At 54.3% G+C, this 23252-nt stretch carries 23 protein-coding genes; 2 read left to right on the top strand and 21 right to left on the bottom strand.

Annotated elements, in window-relative coordinates:
- Positions 1–43: 43 nt before the first annotated feature.
- The 8 genes from MKZ07_RS22545 to MKZ07_RS22580 form a co-directional block, all read right to left on the bottom strand.
- On the bottom strand, positions 44–952 hold the full coding sequence (locus tag MKZ07_RS22545) for a sensor histidine kinase (RefSeq protein WP_341027597.1): 909 nt from the start codon (positions 950–952) through the stop codon (positions 44–46).
- 19 nt (positions 953–971) lie between these two features.
- Complete coding sequence (locus MKZ07_RS22550; RefSeq protein WP_341027599.1) at positions 972–1733, bottom strand: ABC transporter permease; 762 nt, start codon at positions 1731–1733, stop codon at positions 972–974.
- On the bottom strand, positions 1726–2649 hold the full coding sequence (locus MKZ07_RS22555) for an ATP-binding cassette domain-containing protein (RefSeq protein WP_076156294.1): 924 nt from the start codon (positions 2647–2649) through the stop codon (positions 1726–1728). The genes MKZ07_RS22550 and MKZ07_RS22555 overlap by 8 nt, the downstream gene beginning before the upstream one ends.
- Before the next feature lie 85 nt (positions 2650–2734).
- Positions 2735–3427, bottom strand: coding sequence for a response regulator transcription factor (locus MKZ07_RS22560; protein WP_036691563.1), 693 nt, complete (start codon positions 3425–3427; stop codon positions 2735–2737).
- 115 nt (positions 3428–3542) lie between these two features.
- Positions 3543–4565: an alpha/beta hydrolase family protein gene (locus MKZ07_RS22565; protein ID WP_036691562.1), complete on the bottom strand. Its 1023-nt coding sequence runs from the start codon at positions 4563–4565 to the stop codon at positions 3543–3545.
- Positions 4565–5212, bottom strand: coding sequence for a GNAT family N-acetyltransferase (locus MKZ07_RS22570; RefSeq protein ID WP_076156289.1), 648 nt, complete (start codon positions 5210–5212; stop codon positions 4565–4567). Before MKZ07_RS22570 ends, MKZ07_RS22565 begins: the two co-directional genes overlap by 1 nt.
- Positions 5209–5994 carry a MerR family transcriptional regulator gene (locus MKZ07_RS22575; protein ID WP_036691558.1) on the bottom strand — a complete coding sequence of 262 codons (786 nt, stop codon included), beginning with the start codon at positions 5992–5994 and terminating at the stop codon, positions 5209–5211. Before MKZ07_RS22575 ends, MKZ07_RS22570 begins: the two co-directional genes overlap by 4 nt.
- Before the next feature lie 64 nt (positions 5995–6058).
- Positions 6059–6949: a LysR family transcriptional regulator gene (locus MKZ07_RS22580; protein ID WP_036691557.1), complete on the bottom strand. Its 891-nt coding sequence runs from the start codon at positions 6947–6949 to the stop codon at positions 6059–6061.
- A 136-nt stretch (positions 6950–7085) separates the two neighbouring features.
- On the opposite strand from MKZ07_RS22580, the gene MKZ07_RS22585 reads away from it, so the two are divergent.
- Positions 7086–8234, top strand: a complete 1149-nt coding sequence (locus tag MKZ07_RS22585; RefSeq protein ID WP_341027604.1) for an MFS transporter — start codon at positions 7086–7088, stop codon at positions 8232–8234.
- 132 nt (positions 8235–8366) lie between these two features.
- Here MKZ07_RS22585 and MKZ07_RS22590 read toward each other — a convergent pair whose 3' ends face one another.
- The 3 genes from MKZ07_RS22590 to MKZ07_RS22600 all read right to left on the bottom strand — a co-directional run bounded on the left by MKZ07_RS22590 (position 8367) and on the right by MKZ07_RS22600 (position 12098).
- Entirely contained in the window at positions 8367–9890 is a 1524-nt protein-coding gene (locus MKZ07_RS22590) for a malate:quinone oxidoreductase (RefSeq protein WP_036691554.1), read from the bottom strand.
- A 174-nt stretch (positions 9891–10064) separates the two neighbouring features.
- Complete coding sequence (locus MKZ07_RS22595) at positions 10065–11273, bottom strand: hypothetical protein (protein WP_341027606.1); 1209 nt, start codon at positions 11271–11273, stop codon at positions 10065–10067.
- A 276-nt stretch (positions 11274–11549) separates the two neighbouring features.
- Entirely contained in the window at positions 11550–12098 is a 549-nt protein-coding gene (locus MKZ07_RS22600) for a pyridoxamine 5'-phosphate oxidase family protein (RefSeq protein WP_036691550.1), read from the bottom strand.
- A 149-nt stretch (positions 12099–12247) separates the two neighbouring features.
- On the opposite strand from MKZ07_RS22600, the gene pdxR reads away from it, so the two are divergent.
- Positions 12248–13681: a MocR-like pyridoxine biosynthesis transcription factor PdxR gene (gene pdxR, locus MKZ07_RS22605; protein ID WP_036691549.1), complete on the top strand. Its 1434-nt coding sequence runs from the start codon at positions 12248–12250 to the stop codon at positions 13679–13681.
- 130 nt (positions 13682–13811) lie between these two features.
- On the opposite strand, the gene MKZ07_RS22610 is transcribed toward pdxR, so the two are convergent.
- The 10 genes from MKZ07_RS22610 to MKZ07_RS22655 form a co-directional block, all read right to left on the bottom strand.
- Complete coding sequence (locus tag MKZ07_RS22610) at positions 13812–14081, bottom strand: hypothetical protein (protein WP_036691547.1); 270 nt, start codon at positions 14079–14081, stop codon at positions 13812–13814.
- Between the two features lie 76 nt (positions 14082–14157).
- Positions 14158–14568 carry a hypothetical protein gene (locus MKZ07_RS22615; protein WP_036691545.1) on the bottom strand — a complete coding sequence of 137 codons (411 nt, stop codon included), beginning with the start codon at positions 14566–14568 and terminating at the stop codon, positions 14158–14160.
- A gap of 124 nt (positions 14569–14692) precedes the next feature.
- A complete protein-coding gene (locus MKZ07_RS22620) occupies positions 14693–14917 on the bottom strand; it encodes a hypothetical protein (protein WP_200869180.1) in 225 nt (74 codons plus the stop codon).
- Positions 14908–15249 carry a GNAT family N-acetyltransferase gene (locus tag MKZ07_RS22625; protein ID WP_200869179.1) on the bottom strand — a complete coding sequence of 114 codons (342 nt, stop codon included), beginning with the start codon at positions 15247–15249 and terminating at the stop codon, positions 14908–14910. The genes MKZ07_RS22620 and MKZ07_RS22625 overlap by 10 nt, the downstream gene beginning before the upstream one ends.
- 21 nt (positions 15250–15270) lie before the next feature.
- A complete protein-coding gene (locus tag MKZ07_RS22630) occupies positions 15271–16248 on the bottom strand; it encodes a phosphotransferase (RefSeq protein ID WP_036691543.1) in 978 nt (325 codons plus the stop codon).
- Positions 16238–17137 (bottom strand): NAD-dependent epimerase/dehydratase family protein, encoded by a 900-nt coding sequence (locus MKZ07_RS22635; protein ID WP_036691541.1) that lies wholly within the window; start codon positions 17135–17137, stop codon positions 16238–16240. Before MKZ07_RS22635 ends, MKZ07_RS22630 begins: the two co-directional genes overlap by 11 nt.
- A gap of 12 nt (positions 17138–17149) precedes the next feature.
- Positions 17150–18694: a class I adenylate-forming enzyme family protein gene (locus MKZ07_RS22640; protein ID WP_341027610.1), complete on the bottom strand. Its 1545-nt coding sequence runs from the start codon at positions 18692–18694 to the stop codon at positions 17150–17152.
- Between the two features lie 86 nt (positions 18695–18780).
- The gene (locus tag MKZ07_RS22645) at positions 18781–20103 is read right to left on the bottom strand and encodes an SMI1/KNR4 family protein (protein WP_341027612.1); all 1323 of its coding nucleotides are present in this window, start codon (positions 20101–20103) and stop codon (positions 18781–18783) included.
- Positions 20104–20263: 160 nt separating this feature from the next.
- Positions 20264–22024 (bottom strand): dihydroxyacetone kinase subunit DhaK, encoded by a 1761-nt coding sequence (gene dhaK, locus MKZ07_RS22650; protein ID WP_341027613.1) that lies wholly within the window; start codon positions 22022–22024, stop codon positions 20264–20266.
- Complete coding sequence (locus MKZ07_RS22655) at positions 22021–23163, bottom strand: glycerol dehydrogenase (protein WP_036691534.1); 1143 nt, start codon at positions 23161–23163, stop codon at positions 22021–22023. Before MKZ07_RS22655 ends, dhaK begins: the two co-directional genes overlap by 4 nt.
- Positions 23164–23252: the final 89 nt, after the last annotated feature.

Genomic DNA, 23252 nt, shown 5'->3' on the forward strand with positions numbered 1-23252 from the left:
GGCTAGCTTTCCCCCGTACGGTTCAATGGTAATGAGGATGCGCTTAGACCGGTGACCACAGCGGCCAGCGACAGACCATATTTAAGTTATCTCCGTGCAGCTCCGCGGTCAAAGTACCGTTCATCTTGTTCATGAGGCTTTTGGCAATGGACAGTCCCAATCCTGAGCCTTGCCCTGACCGGGTACGGTCCACCGTATAGAAGCGGTCGAACAGCAGCCTCACATCCATGTCGGATAGGTCCTTCGCTTCGTTCACAATCCGCAGCTCTGCTGTCGTCTCCCGCTGCTCGAAACAGATGAACACCGGGCCGGTAGCGTGCTTCAACGTATTGATAAGCAGGTTCTCAACGACCCTCCGCACGGCCGATTCGTCAGCATAGACTGCTACCGGTTCCTTGGGGAGCCAGATGTCCGGCATCAGTCCCCGCTCATTAAACGAATCGTAGAAACCGACCAGTGTGTCCGATAGCAGAACCGTCATTACAATCTGCTCGGTTTTAAGCTGATAATCCGCAGATTCGATTAAGGACAACTCAAAAAAATCGTTCAACAGGGCCTGAAGCCGCTTTGTCCGGTTTTTGACAACGCTCAGATATTCGCGCTTCTCATCAGGCGTTATCGGCTCTACTTCCAGCAATTGAATATAGCCAAAGATGGAGGTTAGCGGCGTACGGATATCATGAGAGATGTTGGCAATTGCCTGACGCAGCTCATTCTCTGTCTGCCTGCGGTTAGCCTCCGCTTCAACAATCAGATCGGATTGGAGGTTAATCTGGCCTGCTAGCGCTTCGAGGTGCTTGTCAAATAGCGTGACCTCCAGCTTTTTACCAGTGGCTCGTTCGTTATAGCGGCGAAGCTGCCTAGTCATCCTCACCAGCTCCCGCCTCAGCACTAGAAGATGGGCCAGCAGGAGAGCCGCCGCTGTAACCGATATGAGCATTACGATGAACAAGACTCTCCGCCCCCTTCTCTTACTTAATTTCCTTCTTGCGGAATACGAGAACGCCCAGCAGCCCGGATACAACTATCGTCAGCAGCGGTGCCAGCAGGAGAGCCGGCAGATCGCTACCATCCATATGAGTCTTGCCGATTTCACCCAGCAGCTTGAAGACCGAGTAATCGTACACCGTAGCTAGAACCGGGATATACTCCGCCAAGGATCCCAATATCATATTAATAGCCAGGAAGAAGATCATCAGGAAGCTGATGGTCTTGCCGCTCTCGGCGAACACCGCTGTGAATAAAGCCCCGATTGCTGCGTAGGCAGCCGTGTACAACAACGTGAATCCGAGGGCCCGGGGGATGAAGAGAGCATCCACTCCCTCCGGCAACTGGCCGAAGCCTGAAATCATTGATACTTCGGCCAAGCTGAGCAGGGGAAATATCAGAGAAATCACCATAGCTCCCGCTGAGAATCCAATCAGCTTGGCTGTGTAGAGCTTCCCTCTGTCGTTGCCCGACGAAGCGGCCGACTTCATGACACCTGTCGTATATTCGCTGGCAATGAAGAATCCGGCCAACGCAGCCACGCTGAATTTAATAACATAACCATTGCTGGCCAGGAATTTAATCAGAAATTCGGCACCGGTGAACTGCGGCTTGCCGCTGGTCTTATTATCGATATAGTAGAGCAGGGGATAGGCCAGGGAAAGCAGGGCAATGATGAGCAGCAACACTAGGAACGACCGGTCCCTGCGCAGCTTGAACAGCTCCGCTCTGATCAGGTTATACATGCCCTGCACCCCCGATCCGCTTCATGAAATAGCTCTCCAGATCTGCCCCCATGGACATAAACTGCTCGATGGTAAGACCTGCGGAGAATAGGGCCGTGGACACCTTGCCGGGCTGTTCCCGGTACCCGTACAGCTTGATGACTCCATCCGGCATGACCTCGAAGTCGGTTGTGCCCAGCTCGTTCTGAATTACCATGGCTGCTCTGTCCGGATGATCCGCTTTAATATGGACATACTGCTGGCATTTATCGTTCAATTCCCGCGCGGTAAGCTGCTCCAGCAGCTTGCCTTGATGGATAATGCCGTAATGGCTGGCGAGCAAATGCAACTCGCTTAGAACATGGCTGGAGATCAGAATCGTTAACCCCCGTTCATGATTGAGCCGCTTAAGCAATTCGCGCATTTCGATAACGCTCATCGGGTCAAGCCCATTGGTGGGCTCATCCAGAATCAGAAATTCCGGGTCGTTTAGCATGGCAACGGCAAGGCCCAGCCTCTGCTTCATACCTAGCGAGAAATTCTTCACCTTCTTCCGCCCTGTGTCCTGCAGTCCAACCAGTTCCAGCATTCTGCGGATGGAGTCCTGGCCGGGAATGCCCCGAAGAAGACGGTTCACCTCCAGATTCTCACGGGCCGTCATCTGCGGGAACAACGAGGGACCTTCAATAATCAGTCCCATCCGTTTACGGGCCTCGGTTAGCTCCCGTTCCGTACCGGTGCCAAATAATTCAATTGTTCCTTCCGATGGAAAAGCAAGTCCGGTGACAATACGCATCAGTGTCGATTTGCCGGCTCCATTCTGTCCAATAAAGCCATAGATCGCGCCCTTGCGGATAGAGATATTCACTTTATCCAGCGCAACACTGCCTTTGAATCTTTTGGTCAACTGATTCGTTTGCAACACATATTCACTCATTGCTGCCTTGGCCTCCTTCACATGTGATAGACCAAGTATAGAAATCAAAACTTAAAAAGGGCTAAAGCCAACCCTTAAGAATATCTTAAGACTTCAGCCGATAGCCCATACCCCATACGGTCTCGATATAATCACTGCCGGGCGCAGTCTTCGCCAGCTTGCCCCGCAGATTGCTCACATGGACGTTAACCGTATTATCGTCACCATAATAGGGCTCCCCCCATACGCTCTCGTACAGATTGGCCTTAGTGAATACCTTTCTGGGTTCCGATAACAGCAACTGGAGAATTTCATACTCCCGGGCAGTCAGAGCTACCTCCACTCCCTCTGCTGTTACCACTTTGGAATCGCAATCCAGCACAAGACCGTTATACTGGAGGATGCGGGCTGAAGCTGAGGGTATAATCTGCATGAACCGGCGCAAATGGGAGTCAATCCGTGCCGATACCTCCTCAATATCAAAAGGCTTCGTAATAAAATCATCTGCACCTCCGCGCAGTGCCGACACCTTGGTCTGCTGCTCTCCCTTCGCCGAGATAATAAGGACAGGCATACTCCCCCGCGCGCGAATCCAATTCAGCAGCTCCTCTCCCGTCATTCCCGGCAGCATCAGATCAAGCAGAACCATGCTCCATTGCCGCTGCTCCAGATAGAGTAGGGCCTCTGTACCGGAGAAGGCGGGCTGGGGAAAATATCCGCTTTTTGTAATAATGCTGCACAGCAGCCGGCTAATGTCACTGTCGTCTTCAGCAACTAGAATAGATATTGGCTTGTCCATCGGATCTCCTCATGTCATTCATCTTCCGCAGCACATCCTATAATTTGTATACTTCAGCCTATATGATAGACCATTGCTGCCGCAAGTTCCAGCGCCAGATGGTGGACGAAGAGCATTAATCCAGCTCCTTCAGGAAATCCTCAATCTGATTCATATAGCCCGGAACTGTGATTTGGCGCGGAGCAAAGAGGCTGACCATGAGCGCCCTTAAGCTGGAGTCCGCTGTCTTTTTGCTCAGCATCGAATGCTCTGCGTCCGGGAAGACCGCTACGGTCAGCAGTTCAGGCTGGATCATCTTGCGGTACACCTGCTCCGTCTCCTGCCAGTCGACATGAATATCCTGCTGGCCCAGCAGCAACAGTACCGGAGAGCGGAACTGCTTAAGATCCTGCTCGGCATCCGACAGGTAATTCTTGCTGACAAACGTCCACCGCTCCTTCGTCATCGGGTCATCTTCCTTCACCGCAGCCAGATAGTCTTCATAGCTCGCTCTCTGCGCCAAAAGCTGCCGAACTTCGTTGTTAGCCGCCTCTTCGGCTGCAATTTCCGTCTCCGTTTTTCCTTCCTGCAGCATCTGCTGCCGGGTATGATAGGCACCCTGGCGCAGCCAGTTAATGGCCGGGGAGACCAGAATGCTGAAGGCGAGCGGCTCCTTCCCGGCCAGCTTGGGAATCACCCAGCCTGCCTGACTGGCGCCCCACACCCCGATCCGGTCCGGGTCGATATTCGGCTGCTTCCGGGCCCATGCGATAGCCTCGCGGGCTTCCTCTACCCGGTCATCTATACTCTGATCCAGCCAATTGCCTGTGGAAGCGCCGATTCCTCTTTTATCAAGAGACAAGGAGGCATACCCCAGACCGGCTAACCGCTCCCATAGCGGCTTATACCCGTCATCATGCGAGGCATTAATCGGCCCGTCCCCATGAATGAAGAGGACCAGTCCCAGCTTGCCGGAAGATACGGAAGACCCCTTGGGCAACACCAGCGTACCCGTCAGCTCGCCCTCAGGCGACGCAATCTGGATGGCCTGCTCCATCATCTCAAAGCGGTTCTGCTGCACGATATACATTCCTGCCCCGCTAATCAGCAAAAGCACTACCACACATAGATAAATCAAGATCTTCTTGTTCTTCATCATTACTCTATCTGTCTCCCTTTTTGAATCAAGACCATGTAATCCCATGCCCGTTCGCCCAATAATAAGTGTAGGAGCTGCCTGTTCTGACGGGCACTTGTCTGAAAGGACAGCCGCTCATAGAGCTGTCTGGCCCGCGGATTGCTGGCTGCAACATGCAGGCTGAGGCGGTCCAGGCCGGGATCGGCAGCCACAGCCTCCCCGGCCCATCCGAGCAGCAGCCGGCCTACGCCTTTGCTGTGGTGGGCCGGATGAACCGCCAGGTCGGTAATATAACACTCGCCGGCCTTGGAGTAATGTTCAAGTGTCGCCAGACCAGCCAGCAGCCGGACCATGCCGCGTCTCCTTAGCAGAGAGAATACAGCAGGCAACGCGGGCAGCAGCTTACCCCTTACCTGCTGATCCGCCGCAGGCTTATATTTCATCCCGATGCTGCCAATCACCTCTCCCTGCTGCAAGGCGACGCTTCTGAGGGCGAACGGTCCGGCCGGAGCATAGTCGAGCAGCGCCTCCAGACCTTCAGCCAGCACAGCCTCATTCAGACGCAGCCGCCTGTGGAATTTGGCCAGGAACGCCTGGGCCAGCAACTGGCTTACCGGCCGGTTATATTCCGGCCGCATCGGCTCTATCGTAATCGGGGCTGCGCTCATAAGGAAACCGTCCCTTGCGCAGGTGCTCCCGGCTGAATCAGCGCCTTCAGCTCATAATGCAGCTTACCCGGAGCGAACAGCGACAGATACGACCGTTCAATCACCACCAGGGGCCCCGCCAGCGGAATCGCTTCTGCGGCAGCATAGGTGAAGAAATCGTCACACTGTTCTTCAAGCTCCTCTTCCTGAATCACACATTGCAGCGTCAGGTACTCTCCTGCCGGAAGAGTCAGATCGCCTGGAGCCTGCCCCTCCAGATATAGGGTCACGGTATCCTGCTCATCTGCCACATAATAAATATCCGATTCAAACAGATTGGGTATGCCTGCCGCCTGCTCCGCCAGCAGCGCTGCACTGAGCTGACTATACGAATCCAGCTTCATCATCTCGGTGAGATAGACCTCAGACTGCTGCACCCGCTGGAAGGGCTCCGCCTGCGAGCTGTAGCTCTGCTCCTCCTCCAGCATCTTGCGGATGAACTGCCGTAGCTCCTGAAGACGCGCCAGCTCCTGTTCAATCCCTTCGAGAGAGTGCTCCAGCAGCCCGCGATGCTGCTCCGGACTATAGCTCATACATTCGTTAATCGATTGAACAGGCACTTCAAGCTTGCGGAGCAGCAGGATATGCGCGAGCTGATACACTTGATCCATACTGTACATTCTGTACTGATTCTCACCGGTATAAGCAGGCTGCAGAACACCCTTCTCTTCAAAATACCGGATCTGGTGGACCGACACATTCATCAGCTTGGCCAGCTCACTAATCGTTATTTCATCTCTCATCCTAATCACTCCCCGGACTACGGCTTGGAATATCTCTACGATACACCCTAGGTCTGACCTAAGGTCAAGGAGAGGATTCGAGATCCCGGGCCAGACGGATAAAAGCCTCAATTGCCGGGGAGAGCCACTTCTCCTCATGCCAGAACATTTGGGTGGCAAAGGATACTGCGGTCAAATCCCACGGCAGGGAGATCAGCTCCCCCCGCTTCAATTCTTCGCTTACGGCCATTTCAGGCAGGATGGCGATGCCCATCCCCAGCTTCGCACATTGTTTAATCGCCTCTGCGCTGTGGAACTCCAATTCCGTAATGCCCGCCATTCCCTTCTGCGACAGGCTGCGCTCGAAGAAGCTGCGGTAAGAGCATCCCTGCTCCGTTAACAGGAAGGTCTCGCCGTGAAAATCCTGGATAGCCAGCGCCGGACGCGATGCCAGCGGATGATCGGGAGCAGCCAGGAGGCAGAAGCGCTCGTCCCTTATTTTTTCTCCGCAAAATCCGCTCTCGCCCTTCACTTCATCCAGCATGAAGATGACATCGACATCCCCGTCCCGCAGGCTCTGCCTGAGACTCGGACTCACCAGCGGCAGGAAGATCAGCCGGACTCCGGGATGAAGCTGGCGGAACCGGTGCAGCACAGCGGGAAGTCTGTAAGTGCATAACGTCTCATCTGCACTGATTACGATGGTGCCTGTCAGCTCACCGGGCTGCTTGAGGGCATGCTGCGCCTCCTCCACCATACACAGGATGTTGTCTGCATAACGCAGGAACGTTTTTCCGGTATCGGTTAACGTCACATTTTTGCCGAGCCGGTCCACCAGCTTCACCCCCAATTCTTCCTCCAGGGCCTTCATTTGCATCGTAACCGTTGAGGGAACGTAGTTCTGCGCTTCGGCGGCACGGGCGAAATTAAGCGTGGAAGCCAGCGTATAAAAGGTTTTAAGTTGGCGCAATTCCATTCTGTGTCACTCCTTCGTTCAAAAAAAATGAACGTTTCATTCAGAAACGTTTCTTTGACTTAACCTTAGCAGCATCGTAGAGTGATGACAAGAACGGCGGCCGATTCCGTTATGAATGTACAAGGAGTGGGAGAAATTGAATAACCGATTGACGATCTATATTCTGGCACTTGCCGTTTTTCTGATCGGGACGATTGAATACATTATTACCGGTGTGATTGAGATGATTGCCTCAGATCTTGGCGTATCCACCTCCGAAGTGGGGCTGCTGGTGACCGTATTTGTGCTGTCCGCAGCGATTATTGCACCGGTGCTCATTGCACTGACCCTGGGTATGGACCGCAAAAAGCTGCTGCTGACCGCCCTCGGCGTGTTCATTGCCAGCAACGGGCTGATGCTGCTGAAGTTGCCTTATGAAGCTATGCTGGGGATACGGATTATTCAAGGGGCAAGCGGGGGAATCGCAACCGTGGTCGCTATGGCCGTAGCCACCAGACTGGTGGAGAAGGAGCGGAGAGGCAATGCGATTGGCATTATTCTGATGGGACTCAGCAGCTCGCTGGTTCTGGGCGTTCCGGCCGGTACCTTTTTCAGCGAATACTTTGGGTGGAGGGCTCTGTTCATCATCGTCGGGGGGCTAAGCCTTGTTCCGCTGTTCATCATCTCTGCCAAGGTCCCTGCCATAAAAGAAAAAGAAGCCGTCACCCTAAAGATGCAGCTGTCTGTGCTTAAGGATTCCAGAATTGTTACCGCTCTGGCGATCAGCTTATTGTATGTAGGGGGTTACGCTACACTCTTCACTTATATTACCCCTTACCTTCAGGCCGCATCCTCCCTGTCCATCACCGAAATCAGCGGGGTGCTCTTCCTCGCGGGGGTATGCAGCTTCATGGGCTCCAAGTTAGGCGGGCAATTGGCTGATTCCAAGGGATCGAAGTTCACCATAATGACAGGACTTCTGTTACAGGCAACCACGCTCCTCCTGTTCTCACTAACGGGCGTTCATATGATCGTCCTCCTCCTGATCCTGATGATCTTCATGCTGGGGACCTGGAGCATCTCCCCTGCGCAGCAGCTTCTGCTGGTCACCCTGGTTCCCCGGAACCCGGATATGGCCCTGAGCGTAAACACCTCCTTCATCCAGTTCGGATTCGCGCTGGGATCGGGCTTAGGCGGCTATGTGATCAGCCGTACCTCTGTGCTCCACCTGAACTGGGCGGGCCTCGCCGCTGTAGCGGTAGCTCTGATTCTGGCCATCCGGCTGTTCAAGACTCATAAGGCTTGATCGCACTTGAAGTACTCAGCCTGGGAGATGAACACAGCAAGACAAAGAGGCTATCCCCAGGGATGGCCTCTCTTTGCATGTATATAACAGCTGGCAGGCTGGTGGTCAGCCGCACGCTCTCTATTGCTATTGCTACAGATGGTTGACCGCGGCTGGCGGCTCATGCCCGTCTGTTCCATTCGTCAGGCCCAGCGTGTGCGCTGCGGAAGCATGAATGTCATTCAATAGCTTCGGGTTAGCGGACAGGGACATGCCGTAGGCAGGAATCATCTGCTTGATCTTCGGCTCCCAGGCCTTGATCTGCTGCGGGAAGCACTTGGTGATGACCTCCAGCATGACAGAGACAGCCGTTGACGCTCCTGGCGAGGCTCCCAGCAATGCAGCGATGGAGCCGTCCGCGCTGCTGATGACTTCCGTTCCGAATTGCAGCATGCCTTTGCCGGCTGCTGTATCCTTAATAATCTGTACCCGCTGGCCCGCCACCACCAGCTCCCAATCCTCACTGTTCGCATCCGGGATGAACTCCCGCAGCGCTTCCATGCGCTGTTCTTTGGACAGCATGACCTGCCCGATCAGATATTTGGTCAATGACAGGTTCTTCGCTCCTGCTGCAAGCATCGTCGTCAGATTATTCGGCTTGACCGAGGTAATCAAATCGAACATGGAGCCGTATTTCAGGAACTTGGGCGAGAAACCGGCAAACGGCCCGAAGAACAGGGATTCCTGCTTATCGATCACCCGGGTATCTAGATGCGGAACAGACATCGGAGGCGCACCCACAGCAGCCTTACCATATACCTTGGCATGGTGCTGGGCTACAATCTCCGGCTTCTTGCAGACCATGAACAGTCCGCTTACCGGGAATCCGCCAATCTTTTTGCCTTCCGGGATGCCGGATTTCTGCAGCAGATGCAGGCTTCCTCCCCCTCCGCCGATGAAGACGAACTTGGCGTTATGACGCTCTGTTACGCCGCTGGCGAGATTCTTCACCTTCAGCTCCCAGGAGCCGTCCTGCGCGCGCTTCAGATCATCCACCTGATGATTGTACCTAATATCGGTGTTACTGCTCTGTAAGTGGTTGAACAGCATACGGGTCAGGGCGCCGAAGTTCACATCCGTTCCCGAGTCAATTTTGGTGGCCGCTATCGGCTGGTCCAGCTTCCGGTTCTTCATCATCAGCGGAATCCATTCCATCAGCCGCCTTGGATCATCTGAGAATTCCATGCCTTGAAACAGCGGACTATTTGAAAGCGCTTCAAATCGCTTTTGTAAAAATGCAACGTCCTTCTGTCCTTCCACAAAGCTCATATGCGGCACAGGTACAATGAAATCCTGCGGATTGTGTATTCGTTTCTGGCTCACCAGATAGGACCAGAATTGCTTGGAGAACTGAAATTCCTCGTTCACCTTAATCGCCTTGCTGATGTCGATCGATCCGTCCGGCTGCTCTGTAGTATAGTTAAGCTCGCAGAGTGAAGAATGCCCCGTTCCCGCATTGTTCCATTCTCCTGAGCTCTCCTCCCCGGCACCCGCACGCCGCTCAAACACGGTTATTTGCCAATCCGGTACTAATTCCTTTAACAGTGAACCAAGTGTTGCACTCATGATTCCAGCACCAATTAAAATAACGTCTGTTTTTGTTTGTTGGTTGCTCATATTATACCGTCCTTCTACCCTACGATTTGCAGGAAGGATGCAGGCACTCCTGCTTAGGCGCCATAGCAAGCCAGCGCGGACCAAGTCACACACCGTTTGGATCAATCCTGATCCTAGTTTATCACTAATGAAACTAAATTTTAAGATTTATCTTATTTTTTATAAACTTTTTAATTAATAATCACGGGCCGCATCGAACCAGCCCTGCGCCACTTCCTCTGTTATAGGCTGCCCGATCTGGTGCTCTGACTGGCTGAGCTGCCACACAGCTTCGCCAAGGTCTTCCCTCTCGGTAGTCTCGATGCCCTTCAGTGAATTGAAGCGCAGGGTGAAGGCAGTAATGGCTGCTTCCGCCTCTTCAAGATTGCGGGCCTCCGCTATAGCTGACTGTGCAGTATCGTAGGCTTCGTTCGCCAGCTTGGCCAGACGCTTCGGCCAGGCAGAGAACGGGCGGCCGTATTCGCTCTGCCACCACTCCGGCTTCCTGAGCTGGCTTATGGAGGCATAATCATCCCAAGGGCGGACCTTGGCGCGCGCCTTCATCTGCTGCCGCAGACGTTTGCCTACGGCCTCCTCGACATTGTAGGCGATGGACCGGTCCAGCAGCGGCCATGTATCCAGGGAAGGCAGGCCCTCCAGCTCCGGCATGAAACGGAGCTCCAGGCTGGTCAGCCCCGTCAGGCGGGCAAGCGCCTCTAGATCGCAGAAGCTTCCCCACAGGCTGAGCGACTCCAGGTTCGGGAATTGCTCCAGGCCGTCCAGTGAGATGGGCTGGCCCAAGGGCGGGCTATTCAGCGTCAGGTGAGTCACACCCTGCAGCTCCCCCAGATCCGGCAGCCGGTAAGGCGCATCGCTCCTGCGCCGGCTCATATTCGGTACTAAGGCCAGAGTAGTGGGCAGATGGCCGGAAGCTGAGAAGCGCGTCAGATCACCAGACAAGCTCAGGTTGTACAGCTTGTCCGGCAGGACCAGGCTCAGCTGTCCATTTGCCAGAGGACCCAGTTTGATACCCAGGGTATAGATATCCGCCCGGCTACCGTCCAAGGATGCACCCTCCGGCAGCACCGGGGTCCAGCTTATAGTCTCAATAGGCCGCCGCTCCGCCCACTCGAGGAACCCCGCATCACCGCCGGTATAACTCAGATAACGCGGCCAGGGGGAGCCTGCGGGCGTGGCGAACGGCTCGAAGACGGACCAGTTCATGCGCTCATCTGCTGCGACCAGCAGCTCCGCTGGTTGCTTCAACTCCTTGGGGCCGATCGATAAGCTGCCCATACCGGGCTTGCGTTCAAGCGTGTGGCTGCCGGGCCCCGTCAGATCAAGGACATACCGTCCGGGTTCTGTAATCGGAGCCGGGGGAAGAGCTTGGTTATCTGTGGACATTTGCTTCATCCTTTCTGCTTGATCCTGCCTGTATTCTCGATCCTGCTAATATTCTCCATACTACCTTTGTTTGCTATAATAACTCAACCATACGACATCCTGGGGTTCACAGCAACTTTGCCGGCCCTCTATCCTCGCTTACATTTGGTCCACAAGCCTCCACCCTGACCATTGTAATCGGTTTTTCGATTACATTTCCGCCCATGCCATAACGAGAACAAGCCCGGGCCGTTACCGGCCCGAGCGCTCATTCTCTATTCAGTTGGAGTGCAGTCCCTACATAATCTGCCCTTCATTCGTCCCTGGCTTGTACATACTCTCTGCTTCAATTGGATTCTCTTTGGCTGTCAGATGCTGCGGAGTAATCCGGTACACTTGTACGGGCCCGCCGTACACAGCCGACCGGTATTTCTCGACATGCTGCTTGGACAGAGGGCGGTTATAGTATCCGGGCACATACTTGTTCATCATCTCCTGCAAGACTTGCGTAGCTTCATCCAAATCCGTCAACGGCTCTGCCTGTCCGAAGACCATCACGCTCATATAGGCGGTATCCGTCTTGGCGGGCACGGGGTTCGTGATCGTTCCATACTCCTCACAGACCGTGAAGCATACTTCTGAATTGTCACTCATCACCTGATTGCGTCTTCCATCCCCGGCCCCATGGATATACAGCTTTCCGTCCATCCACACATAGTTCAGCGGCACAACATAGGGGAGATTGCCATCCGCTAATCCCAGAAACCCAATTCTCGCCTGCTTCAAAAACTGTTCAATCCTCGCCTCATCCTTACATTCCCTGACCTTATAACGAACCGGATTCATATCGAACCCTCTCCTTCCCGCGTCCTCCGCGTATACGTTATTCGGTAGTATATCAGCTATTGGACTGTGCTAAAATATCCAAAGAGGACGGTTCCGAGCAATCCATAATGAAAATACGGAACCAAAGCTACGACTAGGAGGGATGACTTATGATGTTCGTCAACCGCAACGACAGGGGCCCGATCTGGCAGCAACTGCTGAATCAGGCCATTCATAATATTACACAAGGTATCTGGGCGCCGGGCGAGCTGCTGCTCCCTTCCCGTGAACTCGCCGAGCAGCTTGGAGTCTCCCGCTCCACGGTGCAGCTCGTCTATGAGGAACTGCTGAGCAGAGGGTATACCGTGACCTCCCGGCGGGGCGGAACACGGGTAAGCGACTGGAACCCGGCCATTGAAGCGGCTCAAGAGGAGTCGATGCCGGAAGGACCCGTTCCTCCTTCCCTTCCCCTGCTGAACTCAGCGGTAGATCAGCTGCAAGACTGGTTCGGAGGCCCTCAGACTCAGGAGGTGGAGATCGATTTCACCCCGCACGAGCCGTATGTGGACAGGACCTTCCAGAACCACTGGCGGCAATCGCTGCTTCACGCCTCCGCCGCAATGGACGTATCGGATTGGTCCTACGGCAATCCCTATGGTCTCCTGCCGCTTAGGGAACAGATTCAGCGTTACTTGCTGCTTGAGCGGGGCATACGGATCGAGCCCGATCAGATTCTGTTGACCTCAGGCGCCCAGCACAGCCTTGACCTGATTGCCCAATCCCTTCTCACAGAAGGAGATACCGTCTCTGCGGAAGATCCCGGCTTCCCTGCGGCCTGGATGGCGATGAATTACCGGCGGATGCACGTAGCCCCTGTCCCGGTAGACGGGCATGGCCTTGTGGTTGACCAGATCCACCCGGAATCTAAGTTGGTCTTCGTAACCCCATCACACCAGTGCGCCATAGGCTCCGTGATGTCAGAGCCGCGCAGGCAACAATTGCTGTACCAGGCCGTGCAGGAGCAGCTATGGATTATAGAAGACGGCTATGACAGTGAATTCCGCTACCGTGGCGACCCGCTGCCCACGCTCTATAGCCAGGCGCCGAATAATACCCTGTATCTGATGAGCTTCTCCAAAATGATCGCCCCGGCCATCCGCATCTCGGCGATTGTCGGCCCGGCACGGGCCATTGCCCAGTTGGCGCGTGTACAGGAGCTGACCTACCGCCACCTTCCGGTGATGGATCAGCTCACCTTGACCCACTTCATCCAGAAGGGGCATTTCATGCGCCATATGCGCAGAGTCCGCAATGTGTACCGCCGGAGACATGAAGCCATAACCAAGGCTATAACATCCAGCGGTCTAGGCGAGCGGTTCACCCTGAGCGGAGCAGAGACGGGACTGCATGTATTCCTTGAGGCAGAATCAGACTACGACGAGGAAGCCGTGACCCGGTTAGCCCTGGAGCAGGGAATCCGGGTATATCCGCTTGCCCATTACTGCCTTCAGAGCCGCAGGAAGGGATGGGTGCTGGGATTCGCCAAGGTGGATGAGGCCTTGATTGAGCAGGGGATTCACCGGCTGGCTGGGCTGGTGTTATAAATCCTTCGTAAGGGTCCCGGATGATCGGCTACCCCTGCGCCCAAACTGCACATAATAGACCATGCTCACCGCAATAACCAGAACAGCAAGCACCAAGAGAATATTACTAAACACAAAGGCACAGCTTGTTCTATTCCAATAGCGTGGTAACGCCCAGTGCAGCAAATAGGAGCAAGCCCAGCCCCAGCAGAATGCCTCCCATCAGCGAATACCGTACCTCCCGCTGGAACGATGCGGTGCCTGGGCCTCCAGGTGCCGGCGGACCGGGCTGGGCTACCACGCCCTCCAGACGGGTACGCCTGCCCGTGCGCCGCCGTTGATAGCCAATAATGAGTAGTACAATCCCCAGCAGACTTAAGAAGCTGCCAGGGTAGACGAATGTCATCCACAGGTTGTCCATAGTACACCTCCCTGTTCGTGATCTTGATCTATACTTAACCAAGACACGGTACGCCAAACAGGGAGATGCCGCCAGGCTAGAAGCAGGTGAACGAGCTAACCCGGTTCAAATCAACGCCGTAGTATCCCCAGAAGAAGCCGTTCCATCTGAAGCCCGCCACCGAACTTCTGCCCACGAATACCGGGTAGAACCAGAACTGCTCACCATTATTCAGCCAGATATAGGTGTTGCGGAACAGGCATCCTCTGATGCCTCCGGGGTCAACCGCATAAGCCGTGACCGCCGGTGCTTGCGGCACGAATTGCGGCGGTGGCGCCGTCGGTGCCGCTACTCCTCCCGGCGCACCCCCGGGCGTCCCCGGAAATCCTCCGGGCCCTCCGCCTGGAATCCCTGGAACCCCCGGCCCTCCCGGCAAGCCTGGTCCACCCGGAAATCCCGGTATCCCCGGAAATCCTCCGCCGCCTCCCGGCACTGGTATAAATCCCATATCTATCATCCTCTCCGTTTCATTAGGCATAATCATCATATGCATTCGCGGAGAAGATGACTGGGCGGATGCCCAGCTGCAGTGGGCTTTTAACAGCATCCCGCCTAACGGAGGGTAATCGTCACTACAGCTCCTTTTTTACGCGGCCATAATAATCCGATAACTCGAACTCCTTGAGCGGAATATACCCCTGCCCTGTAAGAACAGCCCTGCGTGCTGCCGCAGCGTCGATGGCCTTGGTCATGATCCATTCCACACCGAATGCATGGTAGAAATGCTCCTGCACCAGCTCCAGGACAGCGTTCAGCACCTCTTCCTGCTCATATACGCTCATCACATCTATGCGCAATACGCCATGCACCCCATAGCCGGGAGCCCCCCGCGGTTAAACATCTCCTCACTTCCGATGATCTCGTTAGTAGGATTCCAGATGATCGTCATGCGGACAAACTGCTCCGTGTCATAGCTATACCTCCAGAAATCAAGCGCCTGCTTCATCCGCTCCGCTGTTGGATAGTAGAACGTATCGCCATTGCAATTATCCGCGTTGAACAAGGGCACCGCCTTCTGATCTGCGTAACAGTTAAGCAGACCTGGAGCATCCTCCTCCAGCACCGGCCGCAGGGTAATTTGTTCATTTCGAAATACCGGACAATGCTTATAGAGGGTGTACATAGCCATCTTCCTCCTCCTCATGAATCATCAGACTATATCGTAAGAGCGGAACTCACCAATGAACTCCTCCAGCCAGTCTTCCGTATAATCCAGCGCACCGCTGTCACTGATGAACTCGACATCCAGTCCCATCACCCACAAGCGGCGGGCCATCATAAACAGATCAATTACAGATTCATCTTGTTCAGAAAAGTCTCTCACCGAGCGGTAGCCCGACATTAATGCCTGCCACAGCGGTTCCTTCTTCTCGTGCGGCAGACGTTTTCTGTGCCGGACCTGGGCCAAGTCGTAGGCCCGCCAACCCGGAGCCGCCCATTCAAAATCATAATGCGTGAACGTATCTCCCTCCTGGAAGGCATTGTTATTCCCGTGCAAATCTCCGTGGCAGATGCCCCAGTCCAGGCCCGGACTAGCAGCGTTGACCCGCTCCGTTAATGCACCGGCGAACTCGCGCAGATACGCAGCAGAGCGGTGTCCCTCACCGAGATAATCCACAATAAGCTCCAGCGGCTGGGAGATCAGAGCGCGGGTATCCAGATCCGGTCTAGGCAAATCTAAGGAGACCCTGTCCATGGCAGCGTGCAATTCAGCAGCAGATTTCCCGAAGGAAATACACGATTCCTCATCATGCAGCACGTTCTCCGTGCCTGTCAGATAGCTGTAAATCACGGCAACTCTCGGGCCCTCCGGCGCATCGATGACCGTATATAAGCTGCTGTTCTTTTGAGGGAGGGGAACGGAAACCTTTGTATTTACTGCACTCAGTTGGTGTTCCAGCTGTGTCAGGAGGGACAATTCATAGACAACATCACTTTCAGCTATCGATTGGCGGTAGATCCGAAGAATATAAGTGCCTGTGCCGGTACGGATTCTGTAAGTATCGTTCAAGCCGCGTAACCAGAACAGGCAATCCTTCCAATCTCCAAGGTCATACAGAGAACTCAGACAGTATTCCAAATACTTTGGATCTAGAACGGAACGCATGGCCTTCGGTTTAGGATACATTTAGCTCTCCCCTTGCTTGCTGCTCCAGCCGGACAACGGTCTCCTCGAACGTTTTGACCGGGCTGTAGGCCAGCTCGTTTTTTATTTTGCCGCAGCTATATGCCGTTCTTATAGGGTCTCCGCCCGGTATGACGAACTTCTTGTTCAGGGCAAGACCGATACGCATCGTAAAATCTTTTTCCGGGTAATTCCCGTCAATTGCGTTATAGCACTGGTTCCCGGCCGCAGGCTGCGTCGCTGCCAGTACACACATCTCTGCCAGGTTGTCCGCATGCACCCAAGGCGTTAAGTCCTCTGGATGAATCCAGTCCACTTCCCCTGAATCAGTAAGCTTAGCGATCAGTCTGTCGCCCCAGTGCGAGTTGGATTCGGAGCAGATTACTCCAGGACGCAGGATCACACTGGTTAAACCGTTAGCCATTGCAGCCTGCACGATTCGTTCCGATTCACATTTGGTTGAAATATATACCTCCCCGTGGCCGAAGGCAAGGCTGCTTGCCTCATCCAGCTCCACCTCTCCATCAAAATGACCATAGACCGATACCGTAGAAATATGCACGAAGCGCTCTACTCCCGCAGCTACAGCACCGTGGGCCAGACTCTGGACCCCTTGAACATTGGACGCTTCGGCAATCGCCCGATCCTCCCCCAGATACGCCGCAGCGTGAATGATAACGTTCACATTTTGAAGTGCGTCCTTGATGGCCGCTCTATCGGTCAAGTCTCCGATGACGGGTGTAATGCCGAGCTCTTCACATAGCGCGATCTGGTCCCTATTTCGGATAAGCCCTTTAACCTCTGCTCCCTCGCTAACACATCTTCTGGCAATTTTATCTCCTGCCGTGCCCGTAACACCTGTAACGAGAACGACTTTATCACGAAGTCTCATGGAGAACCTCCTTTAGTAAATACTATTTTTTATCGCCTTCTTATCTATTTTGCCTACGGATGTTCTGGCAAGTGAGTGAGTAATCACTAAGCGGGTAGGCAGCTTATATTCGGCTATCGATTGACCGCAGAATTGTTGCAAGTCCTCTAGAGCGAGTGTCTGCTTATGCTTAAGTACAACTACTGCTGTGACTTCTTCACCTTCATCCGGCAAGGGGGTTCCTATAACAGCAGCCTCAAGAATAGAGGGGTGTGCGCTTATTACCTGTTCCACTTCAGCACAGTAGACATTAGAAGCCCCTACTATAATCATATCTTTCTTCCGGTCCACAATGTATAAATAACCGTCTGCATCCAGTCTGCCGAGATCACCCGTATAGAGCCACCCATCTCGGATGGTCCTGCCTGTCTCTTCCGGATTGTTCCAGTAGCCAAGCATAATTTGTTCACTTCGGCATATGATCTCGCCAACGTCTCCTTGTTCTACTTCTTGCCCTGAGTCATCAACTATACTAACCTCAAACGGCTTCTGGCCCCAGCGGTTCATATGGGATGGATTTCCGACCGATTGCAGCCGATGCAGCTTCCCTTCTGCAAGGCACTCTTGTACGGATAAGAAGCTGATAAATTGGCCGCTCTCCGTCTGTGAATACACCTCTGATAACTGCGCGTTAGGGAATACTTCAAGAGCTTGATACAAGGTCTTCTCACTGATAGGAGCACCTCCACAGGATATGCCTGCCACGAATCCAGCTTCTCTGGAATGGTTGCCTGCCAAGGCAGTGATATCCCTGAATAAAAGTCCGACTGTTCCCAGGAACCTGATTTGCTCACGCTCAATAATGTCTATGACCTCGTTAGCCTGCAGCGGATAGGAGTCCGGATAAATGAGACAGCCCCCTTCAAAAAGAGTTGTCCAAAGGATAAATTGTCCGGTAAGATGGGCTTGATTAGGAACAAGCGATTTCTTGGCCGGATTATGCCCTCCGCCTCTTGCAGGGTTCATGAAAGCCCATTTTCTGATCGTACGATGAGAGTGCATCACTCCCTTGGAGCGTCCCGTTGTACCCCCGGTATAAATAAGAAGAGCGACATCATCCGGCTCTGCTATATACCATTCTGTTAGTGGAGAGGAGGCCGCAATTAAATCTTCTAAAGACAGGCCGCCGTTGACCGGCTTGAACGTGATAGTTAAAGCTATACTGGGCGCTGAAAGAGAAGAGGCTATTCCCGGATGATCCGCATCGTACACGATAGCTGTTGGGGCAGCATCTTCAAGGATCTGATTCATCTCTGCAGGAGCCAAACCTGGAAAAACCGTAACTGGAATGGCACCTATAGCAATTACGGCACATTCTGCAATCACAAGATATGGGCAAGGTTCACCTGCAAGCGCCACCCGTTCACCGGGTCCTACTCCCAAATCCTTCAGACCTCCCGCCACACAGCTCACCTGATGCAGTAATTGTTGATAGGTCAGATACTCATTTCTATACTTTGTAGCATAGTGATCTGACTGTAACCGGGCCACATGAGGCAATATTTCTGAAAGAAGCATACGTATACCCTCCAAGAATGTTTGTCCTGCTATTTGCTGATCACAGGGGCCTTTACAAAGACCGATTTTAGGCGGGGAACATCCGCTCAGCCAAAATAATCATCCGGCAAGTGCAGCTCCCTGAGGCAAGCGGCGAATTTCTCCCTGAAATTAGGATTGCCTTTGTATTCGGGCCATATCGCCTTATAGTAAGGCAGCAGCTTCTCGTGTGGAATAACGTCCCAATGTGAAATGGAGCTGCGCAGTACCTCTGTACCTCCCGTACGGAACATCTGTTCAATGATCTCCCAGCTCTCCTGCTTATTCCCGCATTCCCTCACGGCATAGATCGCAGTCGTCTGCATAACCAGGCTGGCATGGCACAAGAAGTGTGCGAAGTCACGGAGGTTCACAGCATCGCAGTCTTTAAGGATATAACCTGCATAACGCAGAGTTTCCGCATCATTAATCCGTTCAAGCCTCTGCCGGATCACCGGAATGAATTCGGTCCGGTCCTCATTCTTGCCGTAAGTATGTAGAATGCTTAAGGCGCGGAGCGCTCCCTCAGAATCATCCGACTGCAGCAGCTTGAGCAGATAGGGTCTGCCCGCCGCAAAGGACGTTTTGCAGAGCAGCGAGATGGCAGTGTTGGCATCCCGGGAGACCTGCCCGGCCACATTGCTTAGGAATTTCAGGGTGGCCGGGGCGATTCGCTTGAACTTGAACATCGCCTCTAGAGCTTTGGCCTGCAGCTTCTCGTCTGGGGTGTTCCGATACAGCTGAATAAGCGTATTCTCGTCACCCGGTAACCGGCTGCCAAACCATGCGTTGTCATAATCCAGAATAATCTCATCCAGCCAGCGCTCGTACCAGTCCAGGAAGTTGTCTTCATAGACGAAGAAAAAAGGACGGTCCGGATAAAAATCGGAGGTGTACACCACTCTCCCCCGGTGTTCCCCTTCCAGCACCAGACACATCTCATATTCGCAGCCCTGGGTGCCGATGCACAGCATTCCGCCAAGCGCCTTGTTTCTGGCCTCCTCGTATTCTTCATCCGAGATGTCCCGCTCGCCCGTCAAAGGCTCCGTCAGGATATTCCATTCCTCTGCGCTCATCCCGGGATGAAGCGCCGCCCGGCCCTGGAGTGCCGGAAGCTCGGTATAGGAGGTGGCTTGTTCAAGCGGATAAATTCCGTAATACGGTCCGGCCCCGCCGTTCCCGATCTCTGTCAGGAAACGGGCAAATGGTTCAGGAAGCTTGATCCCATATTGGGCCTCCCAGTCTGCCAGTGTGCCTGCTGTAAGCTTATCTTCCAGCCTGTATTGATGTGATGAGGCCCCAAATTCCGCGAATTCCGCATCCTTGCGAAGGGCCTGCCCCAGCTTTGTCTTGATCCGCTCAAGCTGCGCTGTCTGCTTCTCTATATTCATGATGATCCCTCCTGCAAAAGAATCTGTCTCCTAAAAATGACCAGGCCGATCATCTTCCATCATATCACACCCTGCATATATTCCAGGCCCCTCGTTGACTAGACAAGAATAAGCCCGCCGTCACGGTGAAGTGACAGGCGGGCTTATAACGTTGGAACACTTACTGAACAGCGTTAGACAGCTCTGTGAAAATAACCCCCAGGGCAAATGCGCCCGCATCCGGGTAGCCGATGCTGCGCTCGCCCACCGTCCCGGCCCGGCCCATCCGCGCGACGATAGCTTCTGTGCGTCTGGCCCCCTCAACAGCCGCTTCGGCCGCTCTGGCAAAGGCCTCTTTCAGGGACAGCTTCTGCTCCGCACTGCTCTTCCAGGCTTCAGCACAAGGAATCAGCGCATCGATCAGCGTCTTATCGCCTACAACTGCTCCACGTCCGAAGGAGCGTTCGCCGGTAGCCTGGATGCCCTGAACCGCTGCTTCCAGCATTCCGGCCATCTCCAGCGTATTCAGCGAGGTGCGGCCTGCGGCATATTTGCCTGCTGAACGGAAGGCTGAGCCCCAGATCGGACCGGAGGCTCCGCCGCAATGTTCCATAATGATCAGGGAGCAGGCCTGAAGGAAGCTCCCAATATTCGTGGAATGATGCTGAAGTAGCTCCTTCCATTCCCGCTTCAATTGCTTGAAGCCCTTGGCGACGCTCATCCCGAAATCTCCATCACCTGCATGGGCGTCCAGCTCACAGAAGGGAGCCTCATTCGCGATAATAATCTCGCTCATCTTATCCACCAGATAGATGATATTCGTAAGCCGCAGCCGTTCGTCACGGAGGACAGCGAAGCCCGGATCGGTCTCGGCCGTCAGGCTCCACTCAGCCTGAGCCTCCTGCTGCGGAAGAGGGCTGACGTATTGTACCGGCGCAAGGTCGCCCGTTAGCCGGAGCGCCGGAGTATCGCAAGGCTCAGCAAGCCATCTGCGCAGCTCATCATTCAGCTTCATCAGGCTGATGGAAGCACCGGCCATATCTATGCTGGTCATATAGTTGCCCACAAGAGATTGGCGGATGATGATCCCCCGTTCTCCCAGACTACGGATTACGGAGTGATTGAGCAGGTACAGCTCCTGCAGAGGCGTTGCGCCGAAGCCGTTGACCAGCACCACTACCTCTCCGCCGTCCGGCTGATCCAGGTTCAGACTGGCCAGCAGGGCAGTGATCATACGTTCCGCCAGCTCATCGGCGCTCAGCAGCTTTTCTCTGCGGATGCCCGGCTCCCCATGAATGCCGACCCCATACTCCATCTCATCCTCCTGAAGCTGGAAGGTAGGCGTACCCTTGGCCGGAACCGTGCATGAGGTAAAAGCAAAACCAAGACTGCGCACATGCTCTGCCGCATGCTGCGCGGCCTGCTTCACCTCTGCCAGCGGCAGTCCGGCCTCGGCAGCCGCCCCGGCAACCTTATGCACCAGAATCGTGCCTGCAACCCCTCTGCGCCCCACCGTATACAGGCTGTCTTCTACTGCAATATCATCATCAACCTTCACATAGTCCACAGCGAGGCCATCCTCAGCCGCCAGATAAGCTGCATTCTGGAAGTTCATTATATCACCGCTGTAATTCTTGATGATCAGCAGCGCGCCCTTGTGGCCGGTATGGTTGCGAATCGCCTGATAGACCTGAATCTGTGACGGGGAGGCGAAGACATCGCCGCAGACTGCGGCATCCAGCATTCCCGGTCCGACCAGCCCGGCATGCGCCGGCTCATGGCCGCTGCCCCCGCCGCTGATCAGCGTTACCTTGTCAGGATTCGGCGCAGACCTGGAGATAATTTTGTATTTGCTGTCGAATGTCAGCTGCGGATGAGCCATCACCAGTCCGCTGCACATCTCACGGACGAGGTCCGACGGGTCGTTGATTATCTTTTTCATACGCGCTGCTCCTTGCTCTTCTTGAAGGCTTCGCCCAGCTTGTCAGCAACAGCAATGGCAGCGGCAACCGCTTCAGCGGTAACCGGGAACGGCATCGAATGAATCGACTCCTCCGGGATACACGCCTTGCGGGCCACTTCCATCAGCTCCTCATGGGAGATGGAAGCGACACCAATATCAGCCAGGCATACGGGAAGCCCCACAGAGTGGCAGAAGGACAGCACCTGATCGATCTCTGCCTGCTGCGCATTCTCCAGAACGAGCTGTGCAATCGTGCTGAAGGCTACCTTCTCGCCATGATAATAATGATGAGTGCCTTCAAGCGCCGTCAGGCCGTTATGGATAGCATGTGCGGCAGCCAGGCCGCTGCTCTCGAACCCGAGCCCCGACAGCAGGATGTTGGTTTCAATAATATTCTCCAGCGCCGGTGTCACCACGTTCTGATCGCAAGCCAGCTTGGCCTTGGCGCCATCCTCCAGCAGTGTATCGTAGCATAAGCGGGCAAGGGCCAGCGCGGCTTTGGTGCCTTTGGCCTCCGTAATCACGCCTGCATGCACTCCGCAAGGAAGCCCCGCATTGACATTCGAATAGGATGCCGCAGTAGCTCTGGCCTCGAAGTAGGTGGAGAGGGCGTCGCCCATCCCGGATACCAGGAAGCGGGTAGGAGCCTGCGCAATAACAGTAGTATCAATCAGCACAACCGATGGGCTGGCTTTGAAGTAAGCATAATCCTCGAAAGCGCCTTCAGAAGTGTAAATAACAGCAGAATGGCTGGTGGGTGCATCGGTGGCCGCAATGGTAGGAACGATAATCAGCGCATCGCCTTCTGCCACACATTTAGCCGTGTCGATCGCTTTGCCGCCGCCAAGACCTATAGTACAGGCACACTTGTGCTCACGGGCCAGCTCCTGTAGTCTGGAAATCTCCTGCCGGGAGCATTCGCCCTGGAAATCCCCCTTCACCAGTGTAATGCCGAATTGACTGCTGGTGGCATCGAGCTTGGCTTGCACACGCTTCACATCATCCGGGTGCGCAATCAGCAGAGCCGATGTGCCGAAAGTACTGACGAAGTATCCCAATTGAAGCAGCTCATCTTCACCTTGTGTGTACTTAGCCGGGCTGATAAAGGTTCTTCTCATTCTTTCATTCCTCCTCGAGTCGTATGTCCCCATTATAGACAACTGGATAGAGGGGCGCATGGGACAAAGCAAACGAATTAATATGCTGC

Origin of the sequence: Paenibacillus sp. FSL P4-0338, from assembly GCF_038002365.1 — a bacterium.
Lineage (GTDB): Bacteria > Bacillota > Bacilli > Paenibacillales > Paenibacillaceae > Paenibacillus_AQ.